Raw genomic sequence first — 26,568 nt, 5'->3', positions numbered from 1 at the left:
TCTATAAGATAGGCGTCTTCCAATGGCTCCCGGCCCCCGGAAATGATATGATAGTTGAAAGGCGCTACTCCTAAGCGAAGAGAGAGGGGCATACGTAGTCATGGCAAACAAAATCAGAAAGGCGGTCATTCCTGCAGGCGGTCTCGGCACAAGGTTTCTACCCGCGACGAAGGCGCAGCCGAAGGAGATGCTGCCTCTCATCGACAAGCCGGCCATTCAATATATTGTAGAGGAAGCCGTCGAGTCCGGCATTGAGAGCATCGTCATCATAAGCGGCAGACATAAGCGGGCGATTGAAGATCACTTTGACAAGTCGGTGGAGCTGGAGGCGGAGCTAGAAGCAAGGCATAACGAAGAGATGCTGTCCACTGTGAGGGCGATCTCCCAATTAGCGGATATCTATTATGTTCGGCAGAAAGAGCCGCTTGGCCTTGGTCATGCCGTGTTGTGCGCAAGGCGGTTCATCGGAGACGAGCCGTTCGCCGTGCTGCTTGGAGATGATATTCTGACATCCCAGAAGCCCTGCCTGAAAGAAATGATGGATGCGTATGAGCAATCGCAAACTTCGGTCGTAGCGGTCATGGAAGTGCCGTGGGATCAGACTCATAAATACGGTATCGTCGATATTGATCATGGAACCAGTCCCTTTGCGCCCGTCCGGGATATTGTGGAGAAGCCCGGTCCTGGCCTCGCTCCTTCCAATTATGCGGTCGTCGGTCGTTATGTGCTTCATCCCGCGATCTTTGCGTTGCTGGAGCAGGCGAAGCCGGGCAAGGCAGGGGAAATTCAGCTGACTGACAGTTTGCAGGAGCTGAACCGGACGATCGGGCTGGACGCCTTCCGGTTCGGCGGGCGTCGTCATGACGTAGGAGATAAGCTGGGCTTCGTGCAGGCGACGATCGATTTCGCCCTGGAACGGGAAGATTTGGCTGCGGATGTGCGAAAATATATGCTGGAGCGTCTTGGCCTTATGAGCCAAGGCTGATGATAGGGGGCGTCGACCTCGGTCTCCTGATCGGGGGGCGGCGTTTTTTTATATCTTCCACTATTTTAAAATGGAGATTATTTACTATTTGTTATAGAATAGAGTCTGGATTCATAGAGAGAAGTAGATAGGGCTGGGAGTTGAACGCAGGTGTATTGCCATCATTGCGTAAGAAGCTATGCGGAGGATGCCAGATATTGCAGTCAATGCGGAAGAAGGCTGCATTCCCATAGAATAATCGAGACAGCCGACTGGGAAGAGGCGCTCTCCGAAGGAGCGGCGTCGCTTGAGCTGGCGGAGGAAGCCGTCATTGCGGGACGTACGACGCCAAGTGCGGTGCAGGGCAAGCAAGGCCTCGGATGGACAGTTCCGCTTGCGCTTGCGGGGCTTGCTTTTGTCGCCATTATGGCTGTCATCCTATATTATCAATATGAAAAAGGCGTGAACGAGACCGTGCTTCGGCTTCAGTCGGAAGCCAGGACGGCTGCCCTGAGCGGCGAATACATCGTAGCGCTTGAGAAGCTGGAGGATGCCTTGGAGGCTCGTCCTGCTTTCAAGGCGCTTGCCGCCGATGTGGAGATTATTCAGCATGTGCTGGAGCTTGAGCGGATGACGGGGCAGATCGAGACGAGGCTATCCATCGGCATGATCGATGAAGCGGAGACGGGGCTGAACCGGCTGAAAACCGAGTTTGGCGGTCATAAGGAGCCGATCTACGACAAGCTCAGGGAGAAGCTGGACGAGCTTAATATGAAGCTGACGCTTCAGAAGCTTACAAAAGAGTATGAGGCTTTGACGACAGTCAAAGAGCTGGGCGAGATGCTCAACGTTGTGAATGGGTTAATAGGAGAGGAAGCCGCCGAGCTTCGTGGACAGATCATCGTCTCTATACAAGATATTACCGCCAGAGAGGTCGAGCAATTGCTTGCCCGCAAAAACTTCACAGGAGCAACCGCTGCTGTGAACCGCTCTCTGGCATGGGCTAGAGAGGACAAGGAGCTGCTTGCGCTGCTCAACAAGATCAAGGACGAGCAGACCAGATACGAGCGGCTGGAGCAGCAGCGGATCGAGCAAGCGATGCAGCGGGCCGCGGAAGAGGATCTGATCAACCGCACGTCTGCTGTCGAAGTCGTAAGCGTGGAGAAAACGCTGGATGAATTCGGCGATCTGACGATCGAAGGAACGCTCAAGAACATAGCCACAAGAGCGATCTATTCTGTCGTTGTTGAGGTGATCGTTCAGTCCAAGGACGGTGCTGTGTTAAGCCGGGGAAAAGCAACCGTAACGCCGGAGTATATCGAAGCTGGCGAGCAGATGACATTCACGACAACCGTCTACGGCATTTATTCCGAAGATACGACCGTTGTGGTGGATAAAGCAGAGTGGTACCTGGATTAAAGGGGGGAGTAGCAGAATGAACAAACGCATATGGATCGGCATTCTGGGCTCCTTCCTGATCATAGGCGCTGGTACAGCTGCCGGATACGCCGTACGGGCGGAGATGCCGAAGCAACTGGAGGGGGCTCCCTTGCTCGCTGTGGGCGAAGTGAAGAAGCTGCTGAAGGATGTCATATTCGAGACGCAGAAGCTCGTCGTTATGATCGAGACGGATACGGGCTCACAAGGTTCGGGGTTTCTCTACAATCATGAAGGCGATCTGATTACGAACGCTCATGTCGTCTCAGGCGTGCGGCATGTAAGAGTGAAAACCTCGGATGCGCGCGAGCTTGAAGGAGAGGTTATCGGGATTAGCACAGACACGGATATTGCTGTCGTGCGCGTGCCGGAGCTGGCGGGCTTAGAGCCGCTCACGCTTGTCAAGTACGAGCGGGGAGAAGTGGGGGATGACGTGCTGGCTGTCGGTAGTCCGCTCGGCTTTCAGAATACGGTAACGACCGGCATCATTAGCGGGGTCGGCCGCAGCTTCCACATTGAGCCTTATACGTACAATGATCTGTATCAGATTTCCGCGCCGATCGCGCCGGGCAATAGCGGCGGACCGCTTGTCGATATGAAGACAGGCGCCGTGCTGGGCATTAATTCCGCCGGTCTGGAAGAGGGCACGATCGGCTTCAGCATACCGATCTCAAGTGTGCTGGCGATGGTGGAAGGCTGGTCACGGGAGCCGATGGAGATGCTGCCCAATCTGTCACTTGCCGAAGACAGAGAGGATCATCAGCAGGAGGCGACGCTGGATCAGCTGGCGGATTACTTGGTCCGGCATTTCTACGACAGCTTGAACAGCCGGGACTATGTGTACGCTTATTCCCTGCTTGGCGGCAATTGGAAGGAAGGGACAAGCTATATCAAGTTCCGCGAGGGCTATCTGACGACCCGCAATGTCGTTATCGATAATTTGCATGTATCGAGCAGCGGAGAAGAGGCGACGGTTACAGCAGTGCTGTCGGTCGATGAACGCAAAAACAGCGAGAATGTGCTTAGCAAATATCAGGTTACGTATAAGGTCGGATACGAGAACGATCAGCTGAAGCTGTTGTCCGGCAAAGGAAAAGCGATTCGCAAATAATAGAAACGCCGAGAGCGCAAGAGGCTCTCGGCGTTTTTCATGGATAGCACTTATCTGTATACAATATCTACCGTAACGGTATCGGATGGCTGGATTGGAAGATGGATGCTGGCAGCCGGAATGATACGTCCGTTCAGCCGCAGCTGATAGCCGATATTGCCGGAAATCGGGTACCCGCTGATTGTGACGATCGTGCCGTCGGCAGCGAATGCGATCACGCCGGATTCGGCCAGTGCGCCGCCAATCGTAAGGCCTGGACGGAAGACGATGGTATAGCTATTGGAGATGGCAGGATAAATATTACCTCCGTTCACGACAACCGATATGAATCCTTGTTGTCCTGGTCCAATTGGAACGGGTACAGGGACGGGAATTGCCAGCGGCAGCGCAAATGGTCCTCCCCAGGGTCCCGGACCAGGCCATGGCCCATGGTGATGCGGATGATGCCCTGAACCATGATGCCCATGTTGTCCTGAACCATGATGCCCTGAACCGTGCTGTCCATGTTGCCCTGAACCATGATGCCCTGAACCATGATGCCCATGTTGTCCTGAACCATGTTGCCCTGAACCGTGCTGTCCATGTTGTCCTGAACCATGATGCCCTGAACCGTGCTGTCCATGCTGCCCTGATCCATGCTGACCCGAGCCGTGCTGTCCGGGAGGATGACCAGGCGGCCGGAAGTCAGACAGCTCTAGCGGTCGCGGTTCGTGGCCGTGGTGACCGCCAGATCCGGGCCCGTGTCCATGAGGTCCGCCTGGCCCTCCGGGCCCCCATGGTCCGTGTCCATGAGGTCCGCCCGGTCCTCCATGTCCCCATGGTCCGTGTCCATGAGGTCCGCCCGGCCCCCCGGGTCCCCAAGGTCCGTGTCCATGAGGTCCGCCCGGTCCTCCGGGCCCCCAAGGCCCGTGGCCGTGAGGTCCGCCCGGTCCTCCGGGCCCCCAAGGTCCGTGTCCATGAGGTCCGCCCGGCCCCCAAGATCCGGGTCCCCACGGTCCCGGGAAATAAGGTCCCGGCAGAACGCCGGGTATAGGCAGCAGCGCGCGTTCCCCTCCGCAACCGCAGCCGCTCTTCACGGCATAAGGCCGTGCTTGTTGCGGCGGTACGGGCAATTCCTGGATAGCGTCGTAAGTATTCGTCATGAGATCCTTCCATCTCCTTCATCAATCATTAGGCGATTTTCCTCCTGCATCTTATGCGGCATCTGCCTATACGGTGTGCTTCACCTTTCGCAAGAAAGCCAATAATGTAGAAAAATTCAACACAAGAAGTTGATTTTTTGTATTTCGAAGAGCGGGTCTAAAAGGGTAGAGTAATAGTTGTAAGCGATATCAACTCGAGGGGGATTTTAAGAATGAAAAAAAGACGCGCGATTAGCTTGGTGCTCGCGGCAGCACTGACCTTGACGCTTGCCGCTTGTGGAGGCGACAAAGAGCCAGGCTCCACGAATAAACCGGTTGACGGGAAGTCTGAAGGCAAAAAAATAACGTTGACTCTCCAAACCTTGCAAACAGACAAGTCGACTCCTCAATATCAGGTGGAAGAAGCAATCGTAAATAACTACATGAAAGAAAATCCGAACGTCAAAATCGAATGGGATCGCCTGGATACCGAACAGCAGAAGGTTAAGCTGAAAACACAAGCGGCATCCGGCGAAGTAGCCGACATTACGATGGTTAACCCGGGCGCTCAGCTGCAGCCGTTCGCGAACGGCAAAGTGCTTGCTCCGCTGAACGACATGCTGGATGACGAGCTGAAGGGCACATTCCTGGAAGGCGTACTGGAGTACTACTCCTTCGACGACAATGTATTCGCGCTTCCTTACAACATGAATCTTGCAGGCATTTTCTATAATAAAGAGCTGTTCGAGAAAGCTGGCGTAGAAGCGCCAACCACATTCGAAGACATTATCGCTTCGATTCCTAAGTTCAAAGAAGCCGGCATTCCAGCGATGATGCTGGGCGGCAAAGACAAATGGCCGCTGTCCTTTATGTTCACGAACGTATTGCAGCGTGTGAACGGCGGACCGAAATTCCTGGATGACGTAGTAGCAGGCAACAAGCAATTTACAGATCCGATATTCGTGGAAGCTCTGCAAAAAACAAAAGAGCTGATCGACGCAGGCGCTTACCAAGAAGGCGCAGCTACGTACGACAACAATACGGCTTCCCAACAGTTCCGTGACGGCAAGGCAGCAATGTACTTCATGGGTACATGGGAGATCTCCTCTATTGACGCATCCGAGACGGTTAGCGGCAAAGTAGGCTTCCTGCCATTCCCGACTGTAGGCGGCAAAGGCGATTCGAAAGACTATGTAATCGCACCAGGCACAGCTTATGCGCTGGGCGCGAACAGCGATCATCTGGATGAGAGCAAGAAATTCCTGAAATACCTGCTGGTGAACTACCCGAAAGTGGCATTCGAGCATAAAGCTGCTGTAGGTCTGGCTCAAAAGGTTGAAGGCGACTTCAAGGCTGCCGGCTACTCCGATCTGGCTGTTGACGCGATGCAGCGTTTCAATGAAGTTCAAGGCGGCGACATGAACTTTGACAACGTGATCGAGCCGGCAACCACGCAAACTCATCTGACTGGTCTGCAAAGCTTGCTCATTAAAGACGTGAACGTTGAGGAATTGGCAGCTGAGCATCAGAAAACATGGGAATTGAACAAAAAATAAAGAGGCGTGACGCAAAGGGAGCCGTGAGGTTCCCTTTGTGGCTCCAAGCGTATGGGAGGGTAAGCTAGTGAACGGAGTATTGAGAGTAGGCAAATGGACTTTAGCGGTGTTCGTCCTTCCCTGTCTGTTGTTTTATATGGCGTTCGTGTTCGCGCCGATTCTGGTATCGGTCTATTATTCATTAGTGGAATGGGCAGGCATGGGCGATCAGGTATTCGTCGGTCTGAACAACTACAAAGTGTTGTTCACACAGGACCCGATCTTCTGGCCGTCTGTCTTGCGGACCTTGTACATCTCGGCCGCATCCTTGCTGCAGGTGCCGATTGCAATCATCATCGCCATTCTGGTCAGCCGTTATGTCAGACGTCCGAATTTCCTCATTTCCAGCTATTTTCTTCCCGTCATTCTGTCCGTTGTTGTCATCGGCCAATTGTGGAAGTCGATCTACAACCCTGCATCGCTTGGGGGCATGCTGAATCAGATGCTCGTGAAGTTCGGTCTGGAGTCATGGACCAAAACATGGCTTGCCGATACCGATTGGGCAATCTTCGCGCTCTGCTTCGTTATCTTCTGGCAATACATCGGGTACCATGTGCTTATTCAGTTTACCGGTGTGCAAAATATTTCGAGCGACATCTACGAGGCTGCCAGCATCGACGGGGCGGAAGGCTTCAAGGCCGACCGTTACATTACGCTCCCGTTGCTGTCGCCTGTTATTAAAATCTCGGTTGTACTGGCCGTCATCGGCTCGCTGAAAGCCTTTGACCTTATCGTTGTTATGACGGGCGGGGGACCAGCCAATACGACAGAGGTAATCTCGACACATATGTACTACATGACGTTCAATTCCTTCAAATACGGATACGGAAGCGCAATTTCCACATTCCTGGTCGTCTTCTGTCTCGTGATGACGGTATTGTTGAATCTGGCGTTCAAGCGCGCGGAAGAAGCCGCCTCTTAGAGAAAGGAGAATGACGAAGATGGATTTCCGGATTGTAAGGCGCGCGGGCGCATGGATTTTTATGAGCATTTTGGTCGTCACCCAGCTATATCCGCTGGTATGGCTGTTATTGTATTCGTTCAAGACGAGCAGTGAGATCGTATCGGGGCAATTTTTTGCCCTGCCGAAGAAGTTTATGTGGGAGAACTATGTAGACGCATTTACTTCGGGCAATTACTTGAAGTATATTGGCAATAGTATATGGGTTACGGGCATTACACTTGTGCTTACGATTGTGCTTAGCGGGATGGTGTCTTATGCCATCACCCGGTTCAAATGGCGTTACGGCAATATCGTGATGCTGGTGTTCTTGGTCGGCATCATGATTCCGATTCAATCGACTTTGCTGCCATTGATGGTCATATTCAAAAACATGAGCATTCTGAACACGCATGCTTCCATCATCATCCCGTACGTTGCTTTTTCTATACCGCTGGCGGTGTTTATCCTGTCGGGCTTCCTAAGAGGAATACCGCATGAAATCGAAGAATCCGCCATGATCGACGGCGCTTCTATCTATCGGATCTTTTTCAGCATTGTGCTTCCGATTACCGTGCCGCCAATCATGACCGTTACCATACTGACTTTCATCTCCATCTGGAATGAATATATTATCGCTGCTACCTTCTTGTCGGCGGATTCGCTCAAGACACTGCCGTTCGGCGTGAACAGCTTTGTCGGGCAGTACACAGCGAATTATGGCTCCATCGGGGCATATCTGGTGCTTGGAGCGCTGCCTGTCATCACGTTCTACTTCATCCTTTCGGACAAAATTACGAAAGGCATGGTGGCAGGGGCCGTCAAAGGATAAGCGGCTTGCATGCTAGGAGGCAACGCTTTGTTTGGAATTCGGCTGAATACGTTTCGCGCGCGTCTCTTGTTGTGGATCTTGTTGTCCACGCTCGCTTTGCTGATCGTTCTGACCGGCATCTTCTATCAATACACCGCACAACAGATCGACATGCGAGTCGGCGAAGCCGCGCAGCGCAACGTGTCTCAAGCGATGGATAACTTCTCGTTGCTTGCCAGAGGTTATGACAGTCTGACCAAATCGATTATGAGCAATGCAGAGATTCAGCGCCTGCTGTCCCGCGAAGAACCGACAGTGATGGATGAGTTCAACAAGCAGCTGCTTATGATGGGCGCGCTTGGCACGATCTATTACAGCTACAACGATGTGAAGAGCATCCACATTATATCGCCAGTCGGCAACGTCTACAGCTACGAGTCGACGACACATAAGATCAATCATGGCTTTATGAAGAGCGAATGGATGAAGGAGCTGCGCGAGTCGGACGGTTCGCTCGTATGGGGCGGCATGCTGGGCGAGAACTCGCTTACGATTCGCGAGGAGCAGGAGGAGCCGGTCTTCACCTTCGGCCGGGTCATGACCAATCTCTATACGACGAGGCCGCTCGGCATTCTTGTCATTGAGGCGGACCCGCGCACCTTCATCTCCTCGATGAACAATCTGATGATCAAGCCGGAGAGCCGCTCCTACGTCTATTCGTCGTCGGGCTCTCTGCTCGTCACCTCGCATCCGGATGATGAGCCGGCGCCTCCGGAGTTCATGGAGTTGGATCGTTATCCGTTCATGGAGGATGCGGCAGATGCCAGCGATAAGGATCGTCTCATTGTGACAGCAATGGACCCGAAGCTGGGCTGGAAGCTGCTGTCGGTTACGCCGAAGCCAGTAGCAAGGGTAGAGCAGGCTGCTGCGAACCGGTACTTTGTCATTGTGTCTGTGGCGATTGTGCTTGCCGCCATTGTGATCGCATTTCTGCTGTCCCGATCGGTATCCAAGCCGATCAAGTCGATTGTGCAGGAGATGAGGCGGGTAGAGAGAGGCGACCTGAGCCCGCAATTGCACACCCGGGCTTCGTATGATGAGATCAATTATATGAATGAACACTTCAACCGGATGGTCAGCGAAATCAACGGGCTGGTGGAACGCAACAAAATCGCGACGGCGAGTGAGAAGAACGCCCAAATTCATGCGCTGCAGTCGCAGGTTAATCCGCATTTTCTCTACAATACGTTAGAGATGATCTACTGGCTGCTCGACGAACAGGAGAATGAGAAGCTGGCCAATCTGGTTAATTCGCTTTCACGTATGTTCCGCTACAGCAGCGACTGGCGCAGCTCGACGGCGATGCTGAAGGAAGAACTGGATCAGATCCACTATTATATGACCATAATCGGGGCTCGTTCCGACGGACGAATCCATATCGAGCATAGAGTAGACGAGGAATTGATGGATACCCTGCTGCCCAAGATGACGCTGCAGCCGCTTATCGAGAACGCAGTCATTCACGGACTGTCGATCAAGTCTGTCGAAGGGACGATCACCATCACGGCAATGGGAGAAGGCCAGACGGTATTCATCCATATTCACGACGATGGCGTAGGCATTCCTCCCAAGAAGCTTCAGGAGCTGCAGCTGTCGCTGAAACGCGCAGAACGCCTGGAATGGAGCCAGCTGAAGGAGGAGGAGCGTCAGAGTCTAACAGTGGAGCCTGCCATCTATGGTGAATCGCAGGGCTCCGGCGCGGGATTCCTTAATGTGCATAGGAGGCTCGTGCTGGAGTACGGCGCCGGCTATGGCCTGCGTATCGACAGCGAAGAGAATGCCGGCACAACGGTAACCGTCATGGTGCCTGCCATCATGCCTAGAGCATAACAGGACTGAAGTTCGTCAAGGGGGGAGAGACATGCACATACTCATCGTTGACGATGAAAGGACGATCCGGGAAGGATTGAAACGAACGATAAGCAGCGTGTTCGATGACGTAACGGTCAGCACGGCTGCATCGGCGGATGATGCGCTCGCATTGCTTCATGGCGAGCGCATTCATGTCGTCTTTCTGGATATTATGATGCCGGGCATGAACGGTCTGGAGCTGCTTGCAGAGGCAAGACATACGCATAAAGGAATCAAGTGGATTGTCGTATCGGCCTATTCCGAGTTTGCCTATGCGCAGGAAGCGCTGCGCCTGGGCGCGAAGGATTATATTCTGAAGCCGTTCGGCAAGGATCAAGTGGTTCATTCCGTTACGTCGCTGCTGGAGGAGTGGAGACTGGAGTCGGCCGGGCCGACAGGCAGAGGCTTGCTGGAGCAAAATCTGAACTATCTGCGCGAGGCGGTATTCCGCAGATGGGTGCAGGGGCTTGATATCGGCAATTTTGACCTTCGTTCCATACGGGATGAGCATGAGCAGTTTCATCTGCTGGCGATTAAGCTGGACAATGATCCGGAGCTGACGCTAGGCAATTTCATTGTGGAGAATGTGATGACGGAGCTGATCGAGCGGCACGGGAGGGGCTTTATCGTCAATCTGGACGGCGATTTTCTTGTAGGGGTACTGACGCTGCAGGAGGATATGAAGAGTGCTGCATTCAAGCAAGAGGCAGTCAAGCAGCTAGAGCGATGCCTGCAAGTCCCTTATCAGTTCTATATGAGCGAATTGCTATACGATTTCTATAACATACCGGATGAAATTCAGAAGTTCCATACGACGGACAAGGAAGCCCATACCGGAGACGATCCTGCGGCGGCGGGCAAAAACGACGTCATCGACATCGCCATTCAATATATGAAAAGCAACTTTCAGGAGAATTTGTCGCTGGAGATTGTCTCTTCAGTTGTTTATCTGAATCCGGTATACTTCAGCAAGCTGTTCAAGCAAAAGACAGGAACCGGCTACAAGGAGTATGTGACGAAGCTGCGGATGGAGCGGGCGGAAGAGCTGCTCGCCGATCCCCACTTGTCGATTACTCGAATCGCCGAGCTTGTCGGATATCCCGACGTTCGCCATTTCACGCAGGTGTTCCGCAAGCATTACGACTGCACGCCCAGCCACTTTCGCGCGGAGCAAGCGAAAGTCTAACGGGCTGCCTCGGCAAGAAAGAAGCCTCCTTCCGCCAATGCGGGAGGAGGCTTCTTCAGTGCTCGGTTATTATTTAACGGCAGCTTCGTAACGCTTGCCGACTTCGTCCCAGTTCACTACGTTCCAGAAAGCTGCAATGTAGTCAGGGCGTTTGTTTTGGTAGTTCAGGTAGTAAGCATGCTCCCATACGTCCAGGCCTAGGATTGGCGTTTCGCCTTCCATGATCGGGCTGTCTTGGTTAGGCAGGCTGTATACTTTCAGCTTACCGTTCGCTACAGCCAGGAATGCCCAGCCGCTGCCGAAACGAGTTGTAGCCGCTTTTGCAAAGTCAGCTTTGAACGCCTCAAGGCCGCCCAGCTCGCTGTCGATTGCCGCTGCCAGAGCGCCAGTAGGAGCGCCGCCAGCGTTAGGGCCGATCGTTTCCCAGAACAGGCTGTGGTTCGCATGGCCGCCGCCATTGTTGCGTACAGCTGTGCGGATGGATTCAGGCACGCTAGCCAGATCGCCGATCAGCTCTTCGATCGATTTGTTTTGCAGCTCAGGAGCAGATTCCAGAGCAGCGTTCAGGTTCGTCACGTACGTGTTGTGGTGACGTCCGTGGTGAATTTCCATTGTAGTCGCATCGATGTGCGGCTCAAGCGCATTGTGCGCATAAGGCAAAGCAGGTAGTTGATGTGCCATGATTATTACCTCCTGAATATGTAGTTGATCCACTTCATTATCCCCTATCGGAGCGAATAAATCAACATTTATGTTGAAAAAGTCGCTTGCCGTTGCAGACGGGCATACAGGCATCGTTGAAGCCCGCAAAGTAGCGTATCCCTATCCTTAGACAATTATGCGCAGAATGAAACAGGGAACGCAAAATGGGAACGATTGACGGCTGGTCGGTAAGAACGTAAGGAATTGCTCACTCGACAACTTAATAGGGAATGGAAAAATATATCATGAAATAATGGAGCAATATTTAATGTAAGCGCTTATAATAAAGCGTTTTCATGAGAAAACGGGCGATTTTAAACATTTTTTAAAGAAATTTAAAGAAAAAAGAAGGAATACAAATGATTTCGTCGTATTATATACGGGTACGAGACTATGACATGGTAGAAGGTGTTAATTGAATGAATGTTCGTTCCTTCCAGTTGTCCGACTACAAACCGCTTACGGAACTGCTAGAAGAAGTTCTGACAACGGAATGTTATGAGCAAACGATGGAAGCATTTGCTCGTCAATTATCATGGGATAGCGATCTCGTTCTAGTCGCTGTCAAAGAATCAGAAATCGTCGGCATGATTATCGGCACGATCGATAACAACAAAGGCTATTATTACCGAATTGCGGTATCGCCCGGGCATCAGCGCAGCGGCGTCGGCAAAGGATTGGTAACGGCTTTGCGCCAGCGCTTTGTGCAACGCAATGTATCCAAGATTCTGATTACAGCGGACGAGCATAACGAACCCGTTCTCCCGCTCTACGAATCATTGGGATTTGCAACCTCGGATTTTTTCCGGTCGTTCCAAAAGCTTAGTATCGTAACAGGTTAGATAGAGATTGTTATTCATTCGTGTTTGACATGGGCATATCTGTAAGGCCATTGCAATTGGCTTGCGGATATGCTTTTCTTATTACTATAAGAGGTTGTTCAAAAAGTGCATGATAAGGAACTTGAGGAGCACGAAAGGCATGAACACATTCGAACCTTGTATTATAAAAAGTTTCAAGCATGACGGTCATATGCATCGGCTTTGGCAGCAGAATTGGATTGTGCCGAGTCATTTGCTCATAGAGGAACATCAAGAGGAGTCGGTCATCGTCCTCATTAACCGGCAGACGCCGATACAGGAATCCGATGGCAAGCAATGGGTAAGCCGAGTGCCGGCGGTTTCTTATTTTATACCGGGGCAATGGTTTAATGTCGTTGCGCTGCTGGAGACGGGAGGCATCCGTTATTATTGCAACATCGCCTCGCCGCCGTATCTTCATGATGGCATCTTGACCTATATCGATTATGATCTGGATGTCATCCGGACGGCTGACGGCAACCGGTATATTGTCGATCGGGACGAATTCGAGCAGCATAGGCATCAATATCATTATCCGCAGTCCGTTCTAGTTAAAGTACGCGAGGGCATGAACGAGTTGCTGGGACGCGTCGAGCGCGGCGCTTCTCCCTTTTCGGACAAGACGGCTCTCGCTTATTACGAGCAATGGCTCTCGAGCTGCAATGAGGTGAAAGAATGAATCCGAAGGCTTTGTTGCTGGACTGGTTGAAGACGGCTGCTATTGCAATCGCTATCGTTCTGTTCCTTCATTACTTTGTCTTCCATCTGTCTACGGTCGAAGGGCATTCCATGGAGCCGACGCTGCAGGAGAAGGAGTGGCTTTACGTCAATAAGTTTGTCTTTTTGTTCGGAAGCCCCGATATCGGCGATGTCGTCGTTCTGAAGGACCCTTATGAAGCGGAAGACGGGAAGCGGCTGCTGGTGAAGCGTGTCGTTGGCAAGCCGGGCGACCGTATCGAGATTGCCGGCGGACAGCTGTACCGGAACGGAGAGCTTGTAGATGAGGGCTATACCGATTCCATCATAGAGGGAGAAAGCTACGGACCCGTTGTGATTGGGGAAGGGCTGTACTTTGTAATGGGAGACAATCGGCATGAACGGGCGAGCTTGGACAGCAGAAGCTTCGGTCCCGTACAGAGCGACTGGATAACAGGCAGGGCTGATTTTATCGTATGGCCGCTTAAAGAAATGAAGACGCTGTAGCAGGAGGTGCGGAAGTTGAAAGAAGTGATGATCTATACGGACGGCGCCTGCTCAGGCAATCCCGGTCCCGGCGGGTGGGGAGCGATTCTGTTCTACGGCGCGCATAAGAAGGAGATATCGGGCGGAGAGAGGGCGACGACGAATAACCGGATGGAGATTCAGGCGGTTATCGAAGGGCTCAATCTGCTTAAGGAGCCCTGCCGAGTACATGTATACAGTGATTCCGCATATGTCGTGAATTGCTTCCAGAAGGGCTGGATTCACGGCTGGCTGCGCAACGGCTGGAAGAACAGCAAAAAGGAGCCCGTGGAAAATCAGGATTTGTGGAAGCAGCTATGGGAGCTGATGAAGCTGCACACGGTGGAGTATGTAAAGGTAAAAGGCCATAGCGATAATGAATACAATAATCGGTGCGATGAGCTCGCCCGTGAAGCGATAAAGCGGTTGTAGGCTATGAAATACGATTGGATTACATTGAAGCAAGAGATGAAGGATGCGGCGAAGGAGCTTGGCATCGATGCGGTCGGCGTAGCGTCGGCTGAAGTGTTCACGACGCTGAAGGCCCGGCTGATCCGTCACCGGGAGCTGGGAAGAGAGTCGGGCTTTGAAGAGCCGGATCTGGATAAGCGCACCGATCCGTCGCTTCTGTTCGACAATCCGCAGAGCATTATTGCGATTGCAATCGCTTATCCCTCTAAGCTGATCGATCCTCCGAAATCCGAGCCGGGAGCGAGAAGAGGCATTATGGCGAGGTCGGCATGGGGCGAAGATTACCATAAGGTGCTTCGCAACCGTCTGGAGCGGCTGGAAGCATGGCTGAAGGAGCGCGTACCGGAGACCAGAGTGGAGAGTATGGTTGATACGGGCGCACTGTCCGACCGCGCCGTAGCGGAGCGTGCAGGGCTTGGCTGGAGCGCGAAGAACTGTGCGATCATCTCGCCTGAATTCGGATCATGGATTTATCTCGGCGAGATGATTACGAATTTGCCAATGCCGCCGGATACGCCTGTGACGGAAGGCTGCGAAACTTGCACCAAATGCATCGACGCCTGCCCAACGGGCGCGCTGGTCGGCCCGGGCCAGCTGGATGCACAGAAATGCATATCCTTCCTGACCCAGACCAAAGGCATGGTATCTGACGAATATATGCGCAAGATTGGTAACCGGCTGTACGGCTGCGATACTTGCCAGGTCGTATGTCCCGTGAACCGGGGCAAAAACTGGACGCATCAGCCGGAGCTGCAGCCCGATAACGAGCTGGCGAAGCCATTATTGGTTCCGATGCTGACGATCGGCAACCGCGAGTTCAAAGAGCAGTACGGATTCACTTCCTCTGCCTGGAGGGGGAAGAAGCCGATCCAGCGGAATGCGGTCATCGCGCTCGGCAATTTCAAGGAGAAGACGGCTGTTCCCGATCTGATCGGCGTGCTAAAGCTTGACCCGAGGCCTGTATTGCGAGGGACGGCTGCATGGTCGCTAGGCAGAATCGGAGGGGAAGAGGCCGCTGAAGCGCTGCATGAAGCGATGCGCGAAGAGAGCGATGCCGAGGCGCGCGACGCGATTGCTTCCGCCATTCATATGCTGGCTGCGGAGCAAGAATAATACACGTTGAATCGAGCCGCTTGGCCTTAGCGTTAATCGCGGGCGAGGGCTCGATTTTTTATGCAAAATGTCGTGTTCGATTCGTTGCGGAACAGGCACGAACATGCTATGATACAGGGATGTTAGGGTTCAATAGTAAATTTAATCAACCATTATTGAAAGGGTTAGGTGACATAGATGGAATGGTATAATATCGTAATTCCTATCGCAACGCTGATCGTCGGAGCCGTAGGCGGCTTTATCGCGGGCGTCTTCTACTTGCGGAAGCAGCTCGAGAAGATGCAGAACGATCCTGAGATGATTCAGCGCATGGCGAAGCAGATGGGATACAACCTGAATAAACAACAGATGTCACGCGCCCAAAATATGATGAAAAACCAAAAGCTTCCTCGCAAATAGCGATTATAGCGAGGAGCCGGAAGGAGCGAAGGACGAATGGCGGGAAGAAAAGACTACGTCAATGCGAAGGTATCGGACAACCGGGAGCAAATCGAGTTTCATGTGAAGGAAATTTTGAAGCTGATTGGGGAAGACGTGGAGCGTGAAGGGCTGCTGGAGACGCCTGCCCGGGTCACGCGCATGTACGAGGAAATATTCGCAGGCTACGAGGTAGACCCGCGCGAAGTGCTCGGCGTTACGTTTGACGAACAGCATGAAGAACTGGTCATTGTACGGGATATCGTCTACTATAGCCAGTGCGAGCATCATATGGCTCCGTTCTTCGGCAAAGCCCATATCGGCTATCTTCCAAGCGGCAAGATTGCTGGACTAAGCAAGCTGGCAAGGCTAGTAGAAGCTGTTACACGCAAGCTGCAAGTTCAGGAGCGCATAACATCGCAGATCGCCGACATTCTGGATGAAGAGCTGTCGCCTCATGGCGTCATGGTCGTCGTAGAAGGCGAGCATCTCTGCATGTGTGCGCGCGGCGTGAAGAAGCCGGGCAGCAAGACGGTCACATCGGCGGTTCGCGGCGAATTCCGGACAAGCTCGGCGCTTCGTTCCGAGTTTCTGGCTTTGCTTAAGCAATAATGGCCATATCGCTTTAACGAATAAACGAGCATGCTCTCTATCCGCAGCATTGGGATGGAGGGCATGCTCGTTTTTACGTCTTTCGATCAACCTTCGCGTTTGGCTTGGACCTGACCGTCGACCTGACTCAGGAAGAGTGCCGTGCGCTGCACATATTCGCGAGGATGAGCGCGGAACAGCAGCTCATGCTGTCCGTCCTGGACGATCCAGGAACGGGACAGAGCATTGCTCTGGTTGGCGGCAATCGCCTCGGCTGTGCCGAAAGGAGCCTTGACGTCTTTGGTGCCGTGGATAATGTAGATCGGCATATCGAAAGGCGTCGCGATTACTTCGTCAGCTGGAACGGAGCCGAAGCTGCTTCCCGTCCAGAGCGGGATCATGGTTTCAATGAGGGGCAGCGATGGAAATCTCGGCAGCGGAACGAATTGATTGAGATTGTCGAACAAAGCTTCCGAGCTTGGAATAAAGAGACTGTCGAGAATCATTGCATCGATCTCGTCCGTCTGCAGGGCCGTCTGCAGCGCCGTTCCGGCGCCCATGGAGAAGCCCCATACCACAATGTCCTCGGCTCCGCGTGACTTGGCGTATTCGACAGCTGCGAGCAGCTGCTGGGACTCCTCGCGTCCGCCGGTTGCCGGAGCCTTGTATTGCGTGGAAGCATAGCCGTAGTCAAAAAGAAGCACATTATATCTCAAATCATGCAGAAGCTTTGTCAAATCATACATGGGAACCCAGTCTTCCTCGCGATTGGCGCCGTAGCCATGGCTGAATACGACGGTCCGGGTGGAAGCAGCGCTGTCCTCGCTATCGGAGGCGGCAGGCACATACCAGCCGCTGACGGTCGTCTCTCCGCTATGGCTGGGAAATACAACGTCCTCGTATGCTGTTCCAATCGCATGCTGCGGATTGGAAGACAATGGTGCGACGTAAGGATAAGCGAGCATCCAGGCAACATAACCGTGGAAGACGATGATGGCGATCAGGACGGTTGCGAGCAAGGCCGCAATAGAAGCGAATAGAAGATGCTTGTGCCGTCCGCTTGTTCTTGCTCGCGGAAGGACAGCGAGTTCCGTCTGAATGGCGGGAGCGGGCAGCGCAGGAGCGAAGCTCTCCAGAGGGCGTGTTGTCGTAATCGTGGTGTTCATACCTAGCATCCCCCTTTGTTGGAATCTATGATGAAAGCGTTATCGTATCGTTTAATACTAATGGTAGTAAAGTCCTAGCAGCCTGTCAATTCGTGTCGTGTGATTGTTAGGGGCTTGTAATCAATCTGTAATGTTGCGGAATGCTTTACGATTGTCGGGTGAATGAGGTATACTAATTGAGAATCAATTTCAATCATTTTGAAAGAGGGTTTCAGCCGATGAAACTCGAATCGTTTAGGTATAGATTCAAATCAGATGCCAATGAGGGCTCAAACAATAAGAACGAGGAGGTGCTGGAAGTTGGAAGAGGGGAAATCTACGGTCCGGGCAGTGGACCGCGCGCTTGACATATTGCTTTGCTTTACATCAAAGACGGATTGGGCGATGACGGAAATTGCGGAGCATGTAGGCCTTCATAAGAGCACCGTGCACCGAATGCTGGCTACGCTGGAGGAGAAGGGATTCATCGAGCGTGACCGGGAGACAGATCGCTATCACTTGGGTCTTAAGGTATGGGAGTTGTCGGCCAACCTGTCGCGTTCGGATGATCTGGCGACCATCTGGCTTCCCGAGATGGTCAGGCTTCGCGATCAATTGGGCGAGACGGTCAGCATCTATGTGCGGGACGGCACGGAGCGGATCAGAAGGCAGGCCGTTCAGAGCAACCAGGCTGTACGCAGAGTTGCTCCTGTAGGCGTCAGATTGCCGCTGTACGCTGGCGCCTCCAGCAAGGTGCTTATCGCTTACTCCGATCCTGCGACGCAAGAGAGCATCCTGCATGATCCGACATGGCCTTCGGCTATCGATATCCAGCAATATAAGCTGCAATTGCAGGAGGTTCTGTCTCAAGGGTATGCGACCAGCTTCGAGGAGCGGGAGGAGGGGGCGGCAGCGCTGTCCTCGCCGATCTTCGACCGGTCGGGAGCGATGGTGGCGGCCTTGTCCGTGTCGGGGCCTGCCAGCCGATTGAAGCTGGCTACGATGCGTGATTATGCGCCCGTTATGATGGAGTCGTCGAGACGTATGGGGACGATGACACGTTAATCGGTCGTTCGGAAGATGACCCAAGTACAAAAAAACACTCCGTTCTTCGCATAAGCGAGAGAACGGAGTGTTTGTATCACCGTGGAAGCGGCTTGGCTTAGCCGTGCCGCAGGTCCGCGATTAGGATTGCATGTTGGCGATCATTTGGCGAAGCACCGTTTGCAGGATGCCGCCGTTGCGGTAGTAATCTACGTCAACGAGGGAGTCCAGACGAACGATCGCTAGGAATTCGAAGGTCGAGCCGTCTTCGCGTGTAGCCTTAACGGTTACCGTCTGACCAGGCTGAACATCGTTGGAAAGTCCGGAGATATCGAACTTTTCCGTTCCTGTAATGTTAAGCGTCTTCCAGCTTTGGCCTTCCTGGAACTGAAGCGGAAGCACGCCCATGCCTACCAGGTTGGAGCGGTGAATACGCTCGAAGCTTTCAGCGATGACCGCTTTTACGCCCAGGAGGTACGTACCTTTGGCAGCCCAGTCGCGCGAGCTTCCTGTACCGTATTCTTTGCCGGCAATAACGACAAGGTTTTTGCCTTCAGCCTGATACTTCATGGAAGCATCGTAGATGGACATCACTTCGCCAGTAGGCAGGTAAGTCGTTACGCCGCCTTCTGTGCCCGGAGCCACTTGGTTACGGATACGGATGTTCGCGAATGTGCCGCGCATCATTACTTCATGGTTACCACGACGGGAGCCGTAGGAGTTGAAGTCTTTGCGCTCTACGCCGTTGTCGATCAGGTATTTGCCGCCTGGGCTGTTAACGGTAATGTTGCCGGCAGGGGAGATATGGTCCGTCGTAACGGAATCGCCCATCAGCGCCAGTACGTTAGCTGCAGGAATGTCAGCAATGTCAGACAGATCGGAGCCCAGGTTCTCGAAGAACGGAGGGTTTTGGATATAAGTGGACTTCGCGTCCCACTCGTAGCTTTCGCCTTCCGGTACATCGATTGCGTTCCAACGCTCGTTTTGCGTAAAGACGTTCTCGTACTTCTCGTTAAACATTTCTGGGTTCAAGGATTTGGCTACAGCTTCCTTGATCTCAGCGTTTGTTGGCCAGATGTCTTTCAGGTATACAGGCTGACCGTCTTGGTCATGTCCGATTGGATCATTAGCCAAGTCGATATTCACTGTTCCTGCCAGCGCATAAGCGACAACAAGCGGAGGAGAAGCCAGGTAGTTCGCTTTCACCTGAGCGTGAACGCGGCCTTCGAAGTTACGGTTACCGGACAATACAGCCGCTACCGTCATATCGTTGTCTGCGATCGCTTTGCTTACTTCGTCAGGAAGCGGGCCGGAGTTGCCGATACAAGTTGCGCAACCGTAGCCTGCAAGGTGGAAGCCCAGCGCTTCAAGCGATTCAAGCAGGTTTGCTTTTTTCAAATATTCCGTAACGACCAGGGAACCTGGCGTCAGGGAGCTCTTCACGTAAGCTGGCTTAGTCAGACCGCGCTCAACGGCTTTTTTCGCCACGAGGCCTGCGCCCAGCATAACGCTTGGGTTGGATGTGTTCGTACAGCTAGTGATCGCCGCGATCACGACTGCGCCAGTGCCCATCTTGGTCTGAACGCCGTCATTGTGCTGTACCGGAACCACTTGCTCGATCTTCTCATCGGACAGGCCATAGCCGCCTTTGTCGATCGGCGTGCGGATGATGCTGTTGAAGGCTTCCTTCATCGAAGTCAGCTCCACGCGGTCCTGCGGGCGCTTCGGTCCTGCCAGGGAAGGCACGATCGTCGACAGGTCAAGCTCGATCACATCGGAGAATACCGGGTCCGGCGTAGCATCGGTGCGGAACATGTCTTGCGCTTTGTAGTAAGCTTCAACGAGCTGGATTTGATCTTCTTGGCGGCCCGTTTGGCGCATGAAGTCAAGTGTCTCGCTGTCAACCGGGAAGAAGCCGACTGTAGCGCCGTACTCTGGAGCCATATTGGCAACCGTTGCACGGTCAGCCAGGCTAATGTTGGACAAGCCTGGGCCGAAGAATTCGACGAACTTGCCTACAACGCCTTTTTTACGAAGCGTTTCTGTAACGGTCAGGGCCAGGTCAGTCGCTGTGGAGCCTTCTGCCAGGCTGCCTGTCAGCTTGAAGCCGATAACCTCAGGCATAACGAAGTATAGCGGCTGGCCAAGCATGCCGGCTTCCGCCTCGATGCCGCCTACGCCCCAGCCAACAACGCCAAGACCGTTGATCATTGTAGTATGGGAGTCCGTACCTACCAGGGAGTCCGGATATACGACCGTCTCGCCGTCAATCGTCTTCGTAGCTGCCACGGATGCCAGATACTCCAGGTTAACCTGGTGAACGATACCTGTTCCAGGAGGAACAGCGCGGAAGTTATCGAATGCCGTTTGTGCCCAGCGAAGGAAACGGTAACGTTCTTCGTTGCGCTCGAATTCTACTTTAGTGTTGTATTCCAGAGCTTCTGGAGTACCGAATGCGTCAACCATGATCGAGTGGTCGATAACCAGATCGACAGGAACGAGCGGGTTGATTTTCTTCGGATCTCCGCCGGCTTTCTTCACCGTGTCGCGCATAGCGGCAAGGTCAACGACAACCGGAACGCCCGTAAAGTCTTGAAGCACGATACGTGCAGGAATGAAAGGAATTTCTTTGTCTTCGCGGCCGTTAGCCCAGTTGGCAAGCTGCTTCACATGCTCAGGTGTAATGGCGCGACCGTCGAATTGACGCACCGCTGCTTCCAGCAATACTTTGATCGAGAAAGGAAGCTTGGAAATGTCGCCAAGGCCTTGCTCTTCCAATCCGCCCAGACGGTAGTAGGCGTACGATTTGCCGCCCGACTCCAGCGTTGTGCGAACAGAATACTCATTTTGTTTAGACATCGCTATTCTCCTTTTCATGTAGTAAATTTTGTAGTTTCATTAGACGAAACACAATTTCAAAAACCCTATGTGTCTAGTATAACGTTAAAAGTGGGGGTACGTAAAGTCCAATGTTAGCCTTTTTCCCATCCTGTCTGGCCTGAATGGATGCCTCGCCGCTTACAGAAAAGGTACATGAATGACCGAATGCCTTCATATAATGAAGCAGTTAATCCCTGCCGCAGGGGCGTTCGAGCAGGAAGCGCCTACGCCAGGCAGAATCGGGAGGGAACGCGATTGTCCAAATCAGGTAACCGCCCATCCGCAGGCGGACGGAAGAAGCGTGCGGATCGCAAGCCCAAAAGCCGCGCCGTCGCGTCTGCTGCTGCGCTTGACCGTGGATTGCAGCAGGCGGAACCTGCCACAGCTGTCCGAATCAAGCAGAGCGACAGGCGCGATCTTCTTGAGACGAAGCCCAAGCCGACGTCCCTCATACAGAGCTCCGCGCCGCCGCGCGTGTTTCAGGCGGGAGACCGTGAGGAATGGAAGGCGTCCATTCACCGTTACGTGAATCTCTATAATCAGGCCGAGACGGAGCAGCATCCACGCGTGCTTACCGATTATATGGCTGATCTTGTCCATGGCGAGAGGCTCTCCGGCCGCCTTGCGCGAATGCGGGAGCGGGATTTGCTGCGCGGCGCCCTCCCGGCAGGGAGCGAGACGAAGGCGGAGCTGGTGCGCGTGAACGAATCCGCAAGCGAAGTATCCGTGCTGCTGCGGCTTCATATCAGGCGCAGGATGGAACAGGGCGGCAGCTATTATATGGAAGAGCGCTATGAATACGAACGGCTGTGGCTCTCGGCGGCGGGCAGCCGCTGGGAAGTGCTGCAGGTGGAGCCGCTCATAGCGGAGCGCAGGCCCCGCTATGGCGCATCGTCGCTGGAATGGCATGAAGAGCCGGAAGCGATTTCACACGACGAGGTATATGTCATGCCGTCTTTACCCTACTTAAATTATGACCTAATGCCTCAATTCAAAAACCGGATTACCGGTATTCGCTACAGGAGAGATTTGGCTGCGGCTTATGCCGATCGGTGGTGGAATGAAGGGAACCCTTCTTACGAGTTGTTCGACGTGAATTGCACGAATTATGTCTCCCAGTGCATCTTTGCAGGCAATGCCCCTATGAACTATACTGGTAAAAGGGGAAGCGGATGGTGGTACAAGGGACGGAGCAAAGGCCAGGAGTGGTGGAGCTACAGCTGGGCAGTCTCCAATTCGCTCACCCAGTATCTGTCGACTGCGCGCAAGTCAGGTCTTCGGGCTGAGCAAGTGCAATCGGCCGACCAATTACAGCTTGGCGATGTCATTACATATGACTGGACCGGCGATGGAAGGTATCAGCACAGTACGATTGTGACGGCCTTCGATGCAGCCGGCCAACCCTTAGTAAATGCCAATACGGTCGCCAGCCGGCATCGTTATTGGGATTATCGGGACTCTTACGCTTGGACCAAAGGAACCCGTTACCGTTTTTTTCATATACCCGATCTTCTTTGAGCATGCAAAAGCTTGTAATGGAAATTATATCATACCGGAGGATAGTCTATGGGGAGCAAAGTAAGAATCGGACTCGTGTACGGAGGGAAATCAGGAGAGCACGAGGTTTCGCTGCAGACGGCATTTGCCGTTATGCGTGAATTTGATTATAACCAATATGAAATCAAACCTTTCTATATTACGAAGCGTGGCGAATGGAAAAGCGGAGTGACGATGCTGGCAGCGCCGGATTCCGTGGAATCGCTGCGCTTCGGCGGCGAGCAGGGCGTAACGTCCAGCCATTCGCTTGCGCCGCTTTTCAGCACGCTCGACCAAGCAGGCACTGCGCTTGCATCGGCAGGCGAAGCGAAGATCAGCGGACACCCATCGCTATCCGAACAAGCCGATGAGACGGTAGACGTCATGTTCCCGCTGCTGCACGGCACGTTCGGGGAAGACGGCACCATTCAAGGCTTATTCGAGATGGCCAATGTACCTTATGTGGGAGCAGGCGTCTTGGCATCCGCAGTCGGGATGGACAAGATTATGATGAAGAAGGTTTTTGCGCAGGATGGGTTGCCGCAATGCATCTACCGTCATTTCAACCGGACCCAATGGGAGAAGGATGCTTCTTTCTTTGTGATGGAATGCGAAATCTCCCTTGGTTATCCGTGCTTTATCAAGCCGGCCAATCTGGGGTCCAGCGTCGGCGTATCGAAGGCGAAGAACCGCGAGGAATTAATCGCGGCCGTCAATTACGCGTTCCGCTTCGACCGTAAGGTGATCGTAGAGGAATTTATCGATGCCCGCGAGATTGAAGTCAGCGTGCTGGGCAACGATGATGCGAAAGCGTCTGTCCCGGGCGAGATTGCCCCTTCCAATGAATTTTACGATTATAAGGCAAAATATATCGATGGCAAGTCCACGATGATCATTCCGGCGGAGCTGTCGCCCGAATTGACGGAATCCATCCGCGAGATGGCTGTCCGCGCCTTCCAGGCGATCGACGGATCGGGCCTGTCCCGCGTTGACTTCTTCCTGCGGAAGGAAGACAACCAGCTGTTGATTAATGAAGTGAATACGCTGCCTGGCTTCACGCCGTTCAGCATGTATCCGCTGCTGTGGCGCGAGACAGGGGTTCCTTATAAAGAGCTTCTGAGCACGTTGATCCAATTGGCGCTTGAGCGGCACAGGGACAAGCAGAGAATCGATTTTACGGGAGAGTCGCTTAAAGGCTAAGATGCAGGTTGGGTTCGTATGAAGCCGCGCAATGCTCCCATCAAGGAGCCTGTTGCGCGGCTATGCCATTATAGAGTGAAGAGAGGATGAGGTTGCGATGGGATTTCAGACGGAATTCAATTCGGTATGCAAATTCAAGTCGGAGCAGGAACTATATGAATTGTTGGAATACGGCAAGGGCAAAATGGTAAAGAGCGGGTTCCGCGTTTATCCGACGGGACAGAAGGTCATTGCTTATACGCCGAATAACGAGGCGATTGCGATTGTGCGTATCTCGGCATCGATTGCGGAAATTAATTTTCAAGGCGAAGAAGTGACGCAGGTGGAGATGGAGCTGGTGCGCAAGCTGACGGATGAGGAAGCGCGCGTCCAGACGGCGCTGGCGTATGAGATGTTTTTTGGAGAGCGGGGGTAACGTATGATTGTCAGATTCGGCTTCGTAGCCATGAGCACGCTGCTGGAGAATGCCTCCCCGTCCCGAACGATGACGTACAAAACGTTGTCCAACCTGGATGACCGGGAAGCTGGCCTGAGGCGGCTTGAGCGCATTGCGGAGGAGAACCTGACGAGCACGCTGCGCATCCTGAAGCATAGCCATGCCCATGATATTGCGATGTACCGGTTTTCATCCAAGCTGATTCCGCTGGCCACACATGAGGGCGTGGCGGATTGGGATGCTTATTCTCCGTTGGTTTCGTCTTTTCGGGATATAGGCGAGTACGTGAAGAAGACCGGCATGAGAGTGTCGTTCCACCCGGACCACTTCTGTGTATTCAGCACGCCAAGGCCGGAGGTGCTGGCGAAGTCGGAGCAGGATCTGGAGCATCATGTCCGGATGCTGGAGCTGATGGAGCTGGATGAGAGGAGCAAATGCAATATCCACATCGGAGGAGCTTATGGCGACAAGGCGGTCTCGGGAGCAAGGTTCATCGAGCAATTCGGCGCATTGTCCGAGCGCATTAAACATCGGATGACGCTGGAGAATGACGACAAGACGTTCAACGTGTCGGAAACGCTGGCAGCCGCCGAGTCGGTCGGCGTCCCGATGGTGCTCGATATCCATCATCATGCCGTCAATACGGGCGGCATTCAGGAGGACGAGCTTTATAACGGCCTATGGCCTCGCATTATGCGTACCTGGGAGCTGGAGCGGGGGCGCCTCGGTCTTGCCAAGCATAGCGATTTGCCGCCAAAAATTCATGCATCCAGCCCGAAGAGCTTGTCCGATCCAAGAGGCCATGCCGATTATGTGGAGCCCGAGCCATTGCTCCAGTTTCTGAAGGCTGCTGCGCGTGAGTGTCCGGCGGTTGATTGTATGCTGGAGGCGAAGAGCAAGGACGCTGCGCTGCTTCGGCTGATGGAGGATATGAAGGACCTTGAGAAAAGAGGGGTAGGAGTTAAGGTCTTGGACGGAGCAAGCGTCGAGATTTCTCCTGATTAGCTATGGAATGGATTTTACTTGTATTGCTGGGCGTCGTCGCAGCTATGTTCGGCAGCATTGTGGGGCTGGGGGGCGGCATCATCATTGTCCCGGCTCTGCTGTATACGGCTCCGTCTCTTATAGGAGCTCCTATCGACCATGCGGTTGCGGTAGGGGTATCCCTGTCGGTACTCATTGTGACAGCGCTTGCATCAACGCTATCCTATGCCAAGCGGGGACTGGTTGATAAGCGAAGCGCATGGCTGTTCTTCGCAACGAGCGGACCAGGCGCTTTGCTCGGGGCTGCCATTACCGGTAAGCTGCCGATGGGTGTGTTCCAGCTTGGATTCGGACTGTTCATGCTTGGCATGGCGGGACTGCTGATTGCCCGTGATTATATGAAACCGTTTACGAAAGAGTGGCCGGTCAAGCGCGAGCTGGTCGACGCCTCGGGCGTACGTCACAGCTACAGCTATGCTGTGCTGCCTGCGCTGGCGATCGGCTTTGGCGTCGGGCTTATATCCGGGCTGTTCGGAATAGGGGGCGGCTCGCTGTTCGTGCCGCTCATGGTGCTCTTGTTCCGATTCCCGGCGCATGTTGCAACGGCCACCTCCATGTTTGTCATCTTTCTCTCGTCCATATTGGGAAGCGGGATGCATGTTGCGCTAGGCGAAATGAATTGGCTGCTCGTTCTGGCACTTGTACCGGGGGCATGGATTGGAGGCAAGCTAGGCGCGTACATTGCTATGCGAATGAGCGGAAAGGGGTTATTGTGGCTCCTGCGGATCACGTTAATTGCGTTATCGATTCAGCTTATTTGGGAAGGGGTAGCTCATGTATAAAGCCCGATATGCATACTTGCAGGCGAAACCCGGCACGGGCTTCATACGTA

The 26,568-nt window shown here is 53.4% G+C and carries 26 protein-coding genes; 21 read left to right on the top strand and 5 right to left on the bottom strand.

All coding sequences use genetic code 11. From position 1 onward, the window contains the following. The first annotated feature begins 100 nt into the window (after positions 1-100). From galU to ACFVSO_RS02405, 3 genes are all read left to right on the top strand, one after another. Complete coding sequence (gene galU, locus ACFVSO_RS02415) at positions 101-985, top strand: UTP--glucose-1-phosphate uridylyltransferase GalU (protein WP_387469716.1); 885 nt, start codon at positions 101-103, stop codon at positions 983-985. Positions 986-1,135: 150 nt separating this feature from the next. Then, a complete protein-coding gene (locus ACFVSO_RS02410; protein ID WP_387469714.1) occupies positions 1,136-2,383 on the top strand; it encodes an FxLYD domain-containing protein in 1,248 nt (415 codons plus the stop codon). Between the two features lie 16 nt (positions 2,384-2,399). Beyond that, positions 2,400-3,512 (top strand): S1C family serine protease, encoded by a 1,113-nt coding sequence (locus tag ACFVSO_RS02405; protein WP_387469712.1) that lies wholly within the window; start codon positions 2,400-2,402, stop codon positions 3,510-3,512. A gap of 50 nt (positions 3,513-3,562) precedes the next feature. On the opposite strand, the gene ACFVSO_RS02400 is transcribed toward ACFVSO_RS02405, so the two are convergent. Beyond that, the gene (locus ACFVSO_RS02400) at positions 3,563-3,826 is read right to left on the bottom strand and encodes a hypothetical protein (protein ID WP_387469710.1); all 264 of its coding nucleotides are present in this window, start codon (positions 3,824-3,826) and stop codon (positions 3,563-3,565) included. Next, positions 3,823-4,134, bottom strand: a complete 312-nt coding sequence (locus ACFVSO_RS02395; RefSeq protein WP_387469708.1) for a hypothetical protein — start codon at positions 4,132-4,134, stop codon at positions 3,823-3,825. Before ACFVSO_RS02395 ends, ACFVSO_RS02400 begins: the two co-directional genes overlap by 4 nt. Positions 4,135-4,866: 732 nt before the next feature. On the opposite strand from ACFVSO_RS02395, the gene ACFVSO_RS02390 reads away from it, so the two are divergent. The 5 genes from ACFVSO_RS02390 to ACFVSO_RS02370 all read left to right on the top strand — a co-directional run bounded on the left by ACFVSO_RS02390 (position 4,867) and on the right by ACFVSO_RS02370 (position 11,076). Then, positions 4,867-6,189: an extracellular solute-binding protein gene (locus ACFVSO_RS02390; protein ID WP_387469706.1), complete on the top strand. Its 1,323-nt coding sequence runs from the start codon at positions 4,867-4,869 to the stop codon at positions 6,187-6,189. Positions 6,190-6,256: 67 nt separating this feature from the next. Beyond that, the gene (locus ACFVSO_RS02385; protein ID WP_387469704.1) at positions 6,257-7,150 is read left to right on the top strand and encodes a carbohydrate ABC transporter permease; all 894 of its coding nucleotides are present in this window, start codon (positions 6,257-6,259) and stop codon (positions 7,148-7,150) included. 19 nt (positions 7,151-7,169) lie between these two features. Next, complete coding sequence (locus ACFVSO_RS02380) at positions 7,170-8,000, top strand: carbohydrate ABC transporter permease (RefSeq protein ID WP_387469702.1); 831 nt, start codon at positions 7,170-7,172, stop codon at positions 7,998-8,000. 27 nt (positions 8,001-8,027) lie between these two features. Next, positions 8,028-9,869, top strand: a complete 1,842-nt coding sequence (locus ACFVSO_RS02375; protein ID WP_387469700.1) for a cache domain-containing sensor histidine kinase — start codon at positions 8,028-8,030, stop codon at positions 9,867-9,869. Positions 9,870-9,900: 31 nt separating this feature from the next. Next, on the top strand, positions 9,901-11,076 hold the full coding sequence (locus tag ACFVSO_RS02370) for a response regulator transcription factor (RefSeq protein WP_387469698.1): 1,176 nt from the start codon (positions 9,901-9,903) through the stop codon (positions 11,074-11,076). A 69-nt stretch (positions 11,077-11,145) separates the two neighbouring features. Here the strand turns inward: ACFVSO_RS02370 and ACFVSO_RS02365 are convergent, their stop codons facing one another. Continuing rightward, entirely contained in the window at positions 11,146-11,757 is a 612-nt protein-coding gene (locus tag ACFVSO_RS02365; RefSeq protein ID WP_387469696.1) for a superoxide dismutase, read from the bottom strand. Between the two features lie 440 nt (positions 11,758-12,197). On the opposite strand from ACFVSO_RS02365, the gene ACFVSO_RS02360 reads away from it, so the two are divergent. From ACFVSO_RS02360 to folE, 7 genes are all read left to right on the top strand, one after another. Then, on the top strand, positions 12,198-12,620 hold the full coding sequence (locus ACFVSO_RS02360; protein ID WP_387469694.1) for a GNAT family N-acetyltransferase: 423 nt from the start codon (positions 12,198-12,200) through the stop codon (positions 12,618-12,620). Between the two features lie 139 nt (positions 12,621-12,759). After that, positions 12,760-13,317: a DUF402 domain-containing protein gene (locus tag ACFVSO_RS02355; protein ID WP_387469692.1), complete on the top strand. Its 558-nt coding sequence runs from the start codon at positions 12,760-12,762 to the stop codon at positions 13,315-13,317. Next, positions 13,314-13,841 carry a signal peptidase I gene (gene lepB / locus ACFVSO_RS02350; RefSeq protein WP_387469690.1) on the top strand — a complete coding sequence of 176 codons (528 nt, stop codon included), beginning with the start codon at positions 13,314-13,316 and terminating at the stop codon, positions 13,839-13,841. The genes ACFVSO_RS02355 and lepB overlap by 4 nt, the downstream gene beginning before the upstream one ends. 15 nt (positions 13,842-13,856) lie before the next feature. Next, positions 13,857-14,291 (top strand): ribonuclease HI, encoded by a 435-nt coding sequence (gene rnhA / locus ACFVSO_RS02345; RefSeq protein WP_387469688.1) that lies wholly within the window; start codon positions 13,857-13,859, stop codon positions 14,289-14,291. Positions 14,292-14,294: 3 nt separating this feature from the next. Further along, positions 14,295-15,443, top strand: coding sequence for a tRNA epoxyqueuosine(34) reductase QueG (gene queG / locus ACFVSO_RS02340; protein WP_387469686.1), 1,149 nt, complete (start codon positions 14,295-14,297; stop codon positions 15,441-15,443). A 177-nt stretch (positions 15,444-15,620) separates the two neighbouring features. Continuing rightward, complete coding sequence (locus ACFVSO_RS02335; RefSeq protein ID WP_387469684.1) at positions 15,621-15,842, top strand: YneF family protein; 222 nt, start codon at positions 15,621-15,623, stop codon at positions 15,840-15,842. Between the two features lie 36 nt (positions 15,843-15,878). Continuing rightward, on the top strand, positions 15,879-16,472 hold the full coding sequence (gene folE / locus ACFVSO_RS02330) for a GTP cyclohydrolase I FolE (RefSeq protein ID WP_387469682.1): 594 nt from the start codon (positions 15,879-15,881) through the stop codon (positions 16,470-16,472). Positions 16,473-16,558: 86 nt separating this feature from the next. Here the strand turns inward: folE and ACFVSO_RS02325 are convergent, their stop codons facing one another. Next, positions 16,559-17,617 (bottom strand): alpha/beta hydrolase, encoded by a 1,059-nt coding sequence (locus tag ACFVSO_RS02325; RefSeq protein WP_387469680.1) that lies wholly within the window; start codon positions 17,615-17,617, stop codon positions 16,559-16,561. Between the two features lie 300 nt (positions 17,618-17,917). Between ACFVSO_RS02325 and ACFVSO_RS02320 the strand changes: the two genes are divergently transcribed. Next, positions 17,918-18,661 carry an IclR family transcriptional regulator gene (locus ACFVSO_RS02320; RefSeq protein ID WP_387469678.1) on the top strand — a complete coding sequence of 248 codons (744 nt, stop codon included), beginning with the start codon at positions 17,918-17,920 and terminating at the stop codon, positions 18,659-18,661. 120 nt (positions 18,662-18,781) lie between these two features. Here the strand turns inward: ACFVSO_RS02320 and acnA are convergent, their stop codons facing one another. Further along, entirely contained in the window at positions 18,782-21,499 is a 2,718-nt protein-coding gene (gene acnA, locus ACFVSO_RS02315; RefSeq protein WP_387469676.1) for an aconitate hydratase AcnA, read from the bottom strand. A gap of 495 nt (positions 21,500-21,994) precedes the next feature. Between acnA and ACFVSO_RS02310 the strand changes: the two genes are divergently transcribed. The 5 genes from ACFVSO_RS02310 to ACFVSO_RS02290 all read left to right on the top strand — a co-directional run bounded on the left by ACFVSO_RS02310 (position 21,995) and on the right by ACFVSO_RS02290 (position 26,518). Next, complete coding sequence (locus ACFVSO_RS02310) at positions 21,995-23,038, top strand: amidase domain-containing protein (RefSeq protein WP_387470533.1); 1,044 nt, start codon at positions 21,995-21,997, stop codon at positions 23,036-23,038. Between the two features lie 48 nt (positions 23,039-23,086). Beyond that, positions 23,087-24,256: a D-alanine--D-alanine ligase gene (locus tag ACFVSO_RS02305; protein WP_387469674.1), complete on the top strand. Its 1,170-nt coding sequence runs from the start codon at positions 23,087-23,089 to the stop codon at positions 24,254-24,256. A 97-nt stretch (positions 24,257-24,353) separates the two neighbouring features. Then, on the top strand, positions 24,354-24,671 hold the full coding sequence (locus tag ACFVSO_RS02300; protein ID WP_387469671.1) for a hypothetical protein: 318 nt from the start codon (positions 24,354-24,356) through the stop codon (positions 24,669-24,671). A 3-nt stretch (positions 24,672-24,674) separates the two neighbouring features. Next, on the top strand, positions 24,675-25,697 hold the full coding sequence (uvsE, locus tag ACFVSO_RS02295) for a UV DNA damage repair endonuclease UvsE (RefSeq protein WP_387469669.1): 1,023 nt from the start codon (positions 24,675-24,677) through the stop codon (positions 25,695-25,697). A gap of 2 nt (positions 25,698-25,699) precedes the next feature. Beyond that, on the top strand, positions 25,700-26,518 hold the full coding sequence (locus ACFVSO_RS02290) for a sulfite exporter TauE/SafE family protein (RefSeq protein WP_387469667.1): 819 nt from the start codon (positions 25,700-25,702) through the stop codon (positions 26,516-26,518). Positions 26,519-26,568 lie beyond the last annotated feature (50 nt).

It is taken from the genome of Paenibacillus sp. NPDC057967, from assembly GCF_042887015.1.
GTDB lineage: Bacteria > Bacillota > Bacilli > Paenibacillales > Paenibacillaceae > Pristimantibacillus.
Note: the sequence above shows the minus strand (reverse complement) of the source record. Positions and strands in the feature narration are given on the sequence as shown.

Excerpts from the sequence above, each read along its gene's own strand:
- queG (WP_387469686.1), top strand. The coding sequence starts at position 14,295 with ATGAAATACGATTGGATTACATTGAAGCAAGAGATGAAGGATGCGGCG.
- lepB (WP_387469690.1), top strand. The coding sequence starts at position 13,314 with ATGAATCCGAAGGCTTTGTTGCTGGACTGGTTGAAGACGGCTGCTATT.
- ACFVSO_RS02395 (WP_387469708.1), bottom strand. The coding sequence starts at position 4,134 with ATGGACAGCACGGTTCAGGGCATCATGGTTCAGGACAACATGGACAGC.
- ACFVSO_RS02360 (WP_387469694.1), top strand. The coding sequence starts at position 12,198 with ATGAATGTTCGTTCCTTCCAGTTGTCCGACTACAAACCGCTTACGGAA.
- ACFVSO_RS02335 (WP_387469684.1), top strand. The coding sequence starts at position 15,621 with ATGGAATGGTATAATATCGTAATTCCTATCGCAACGCTGATCGTCGGA.
- ACFVSO_RS02380 (WP_387469702.1), top strand. The coding sequence starts at position 7,170 with ATGGATTTCCGGATTGTAAGGCGCGCGGGCGCATGGATTTTTATGAGC.
- ACFVSO_RS02305 (WP_387469674.1), top strand. The coding sequence starts at position 23,087 with ATGGGGAGCAAAGTAAGAATCGGACTCGTGTACGGAGGGAAATCAGGA.
- ACFVSO_RS02405 (WP_387469712.1), top strand. The coding sequence starts at position 2,400 with ATGAACAAACGCATATGGATCGGCATTCTGGGCTCCTTCCTGATCATA.
- ACFVSO_RS02325 (WP_387469680.1), bottom strand. The coding sequence starts at position 17,617 with ATGAACACCACGATTACGACAACACGCCCTCTGGAGAGCTTCGCTCCT.
- folE (WP_387469682.1), top strand. The coding sequence starts at position 15,879 with ATGGCGGGAAGAAAAGACTACGTCAATGCGAAGGTATCGGACAACCGG.
- ACFVSO_RS02370 (WP_387469698.1), top strand. The coding sequence starts at position 9,901 with ATGCACATACTCATCGTTGACGATGAAAGGACGATCCGGGAAGGATTG.
- ACFVSO_RS02355 (WP_387469692.1), top strand. The coding sequence starts at position 12,760 with ATGAACACATTCGAACCTTGTATTATAAAAAGTTTCAAGCATGACGGT.
- ACFVSO_RS02300 (WP_387469671.1), top strand. The coding sequence starts at position 24,354 with ATGGGATTTCAGACGGAATTCAATTCGGTATGCAAATTCAAGTCGGAG.
- ACFVSO_RS02290 (WP_387469667.1), top strand. The coding sequence starts at position 25,700 with ATGGAATGGATTTTACTTGTATTGCTGGGCGTCGTCGCAGCTATGTTC.
- uvsE (WP_387469669.1), top strand. The coding sequence starts at position 24,675 with ATGATTGTCAGATTCGGCTTCGTAGCCATGAGCACGCTGCTGGAGAAT.
- galU (WP_387469716.1), top strand. The coding sequence starts at position 101 with ATGGCAAACAAAATCAGAAAGGCGGTCATTCCTGCAGGCGGTCTCGGC.
- ACFVSO_RS02365 (WP_387469696.1), bottom strand. The coding sequence starts at position 11,757 with ATGGCACATCAACTACCTGCTTTGCCTTATGCGCACAATGCGCTTGAG.
- ACFVSO_RS02390 (WP_387469706.1), top strand. The coding sequence starts at position 4,867 with ATGAAAAAAAGACGCGCGATTAGCTTGGTGCTCGCGGCAGCACTGACC.
- acnA (WP_387469676.1), bottom strand. The coding sequence starts at position 21,499 with ATGTCTAAACAAAATGAGTATTCTGTTCGCACAACGCTGGAGTCGGGC.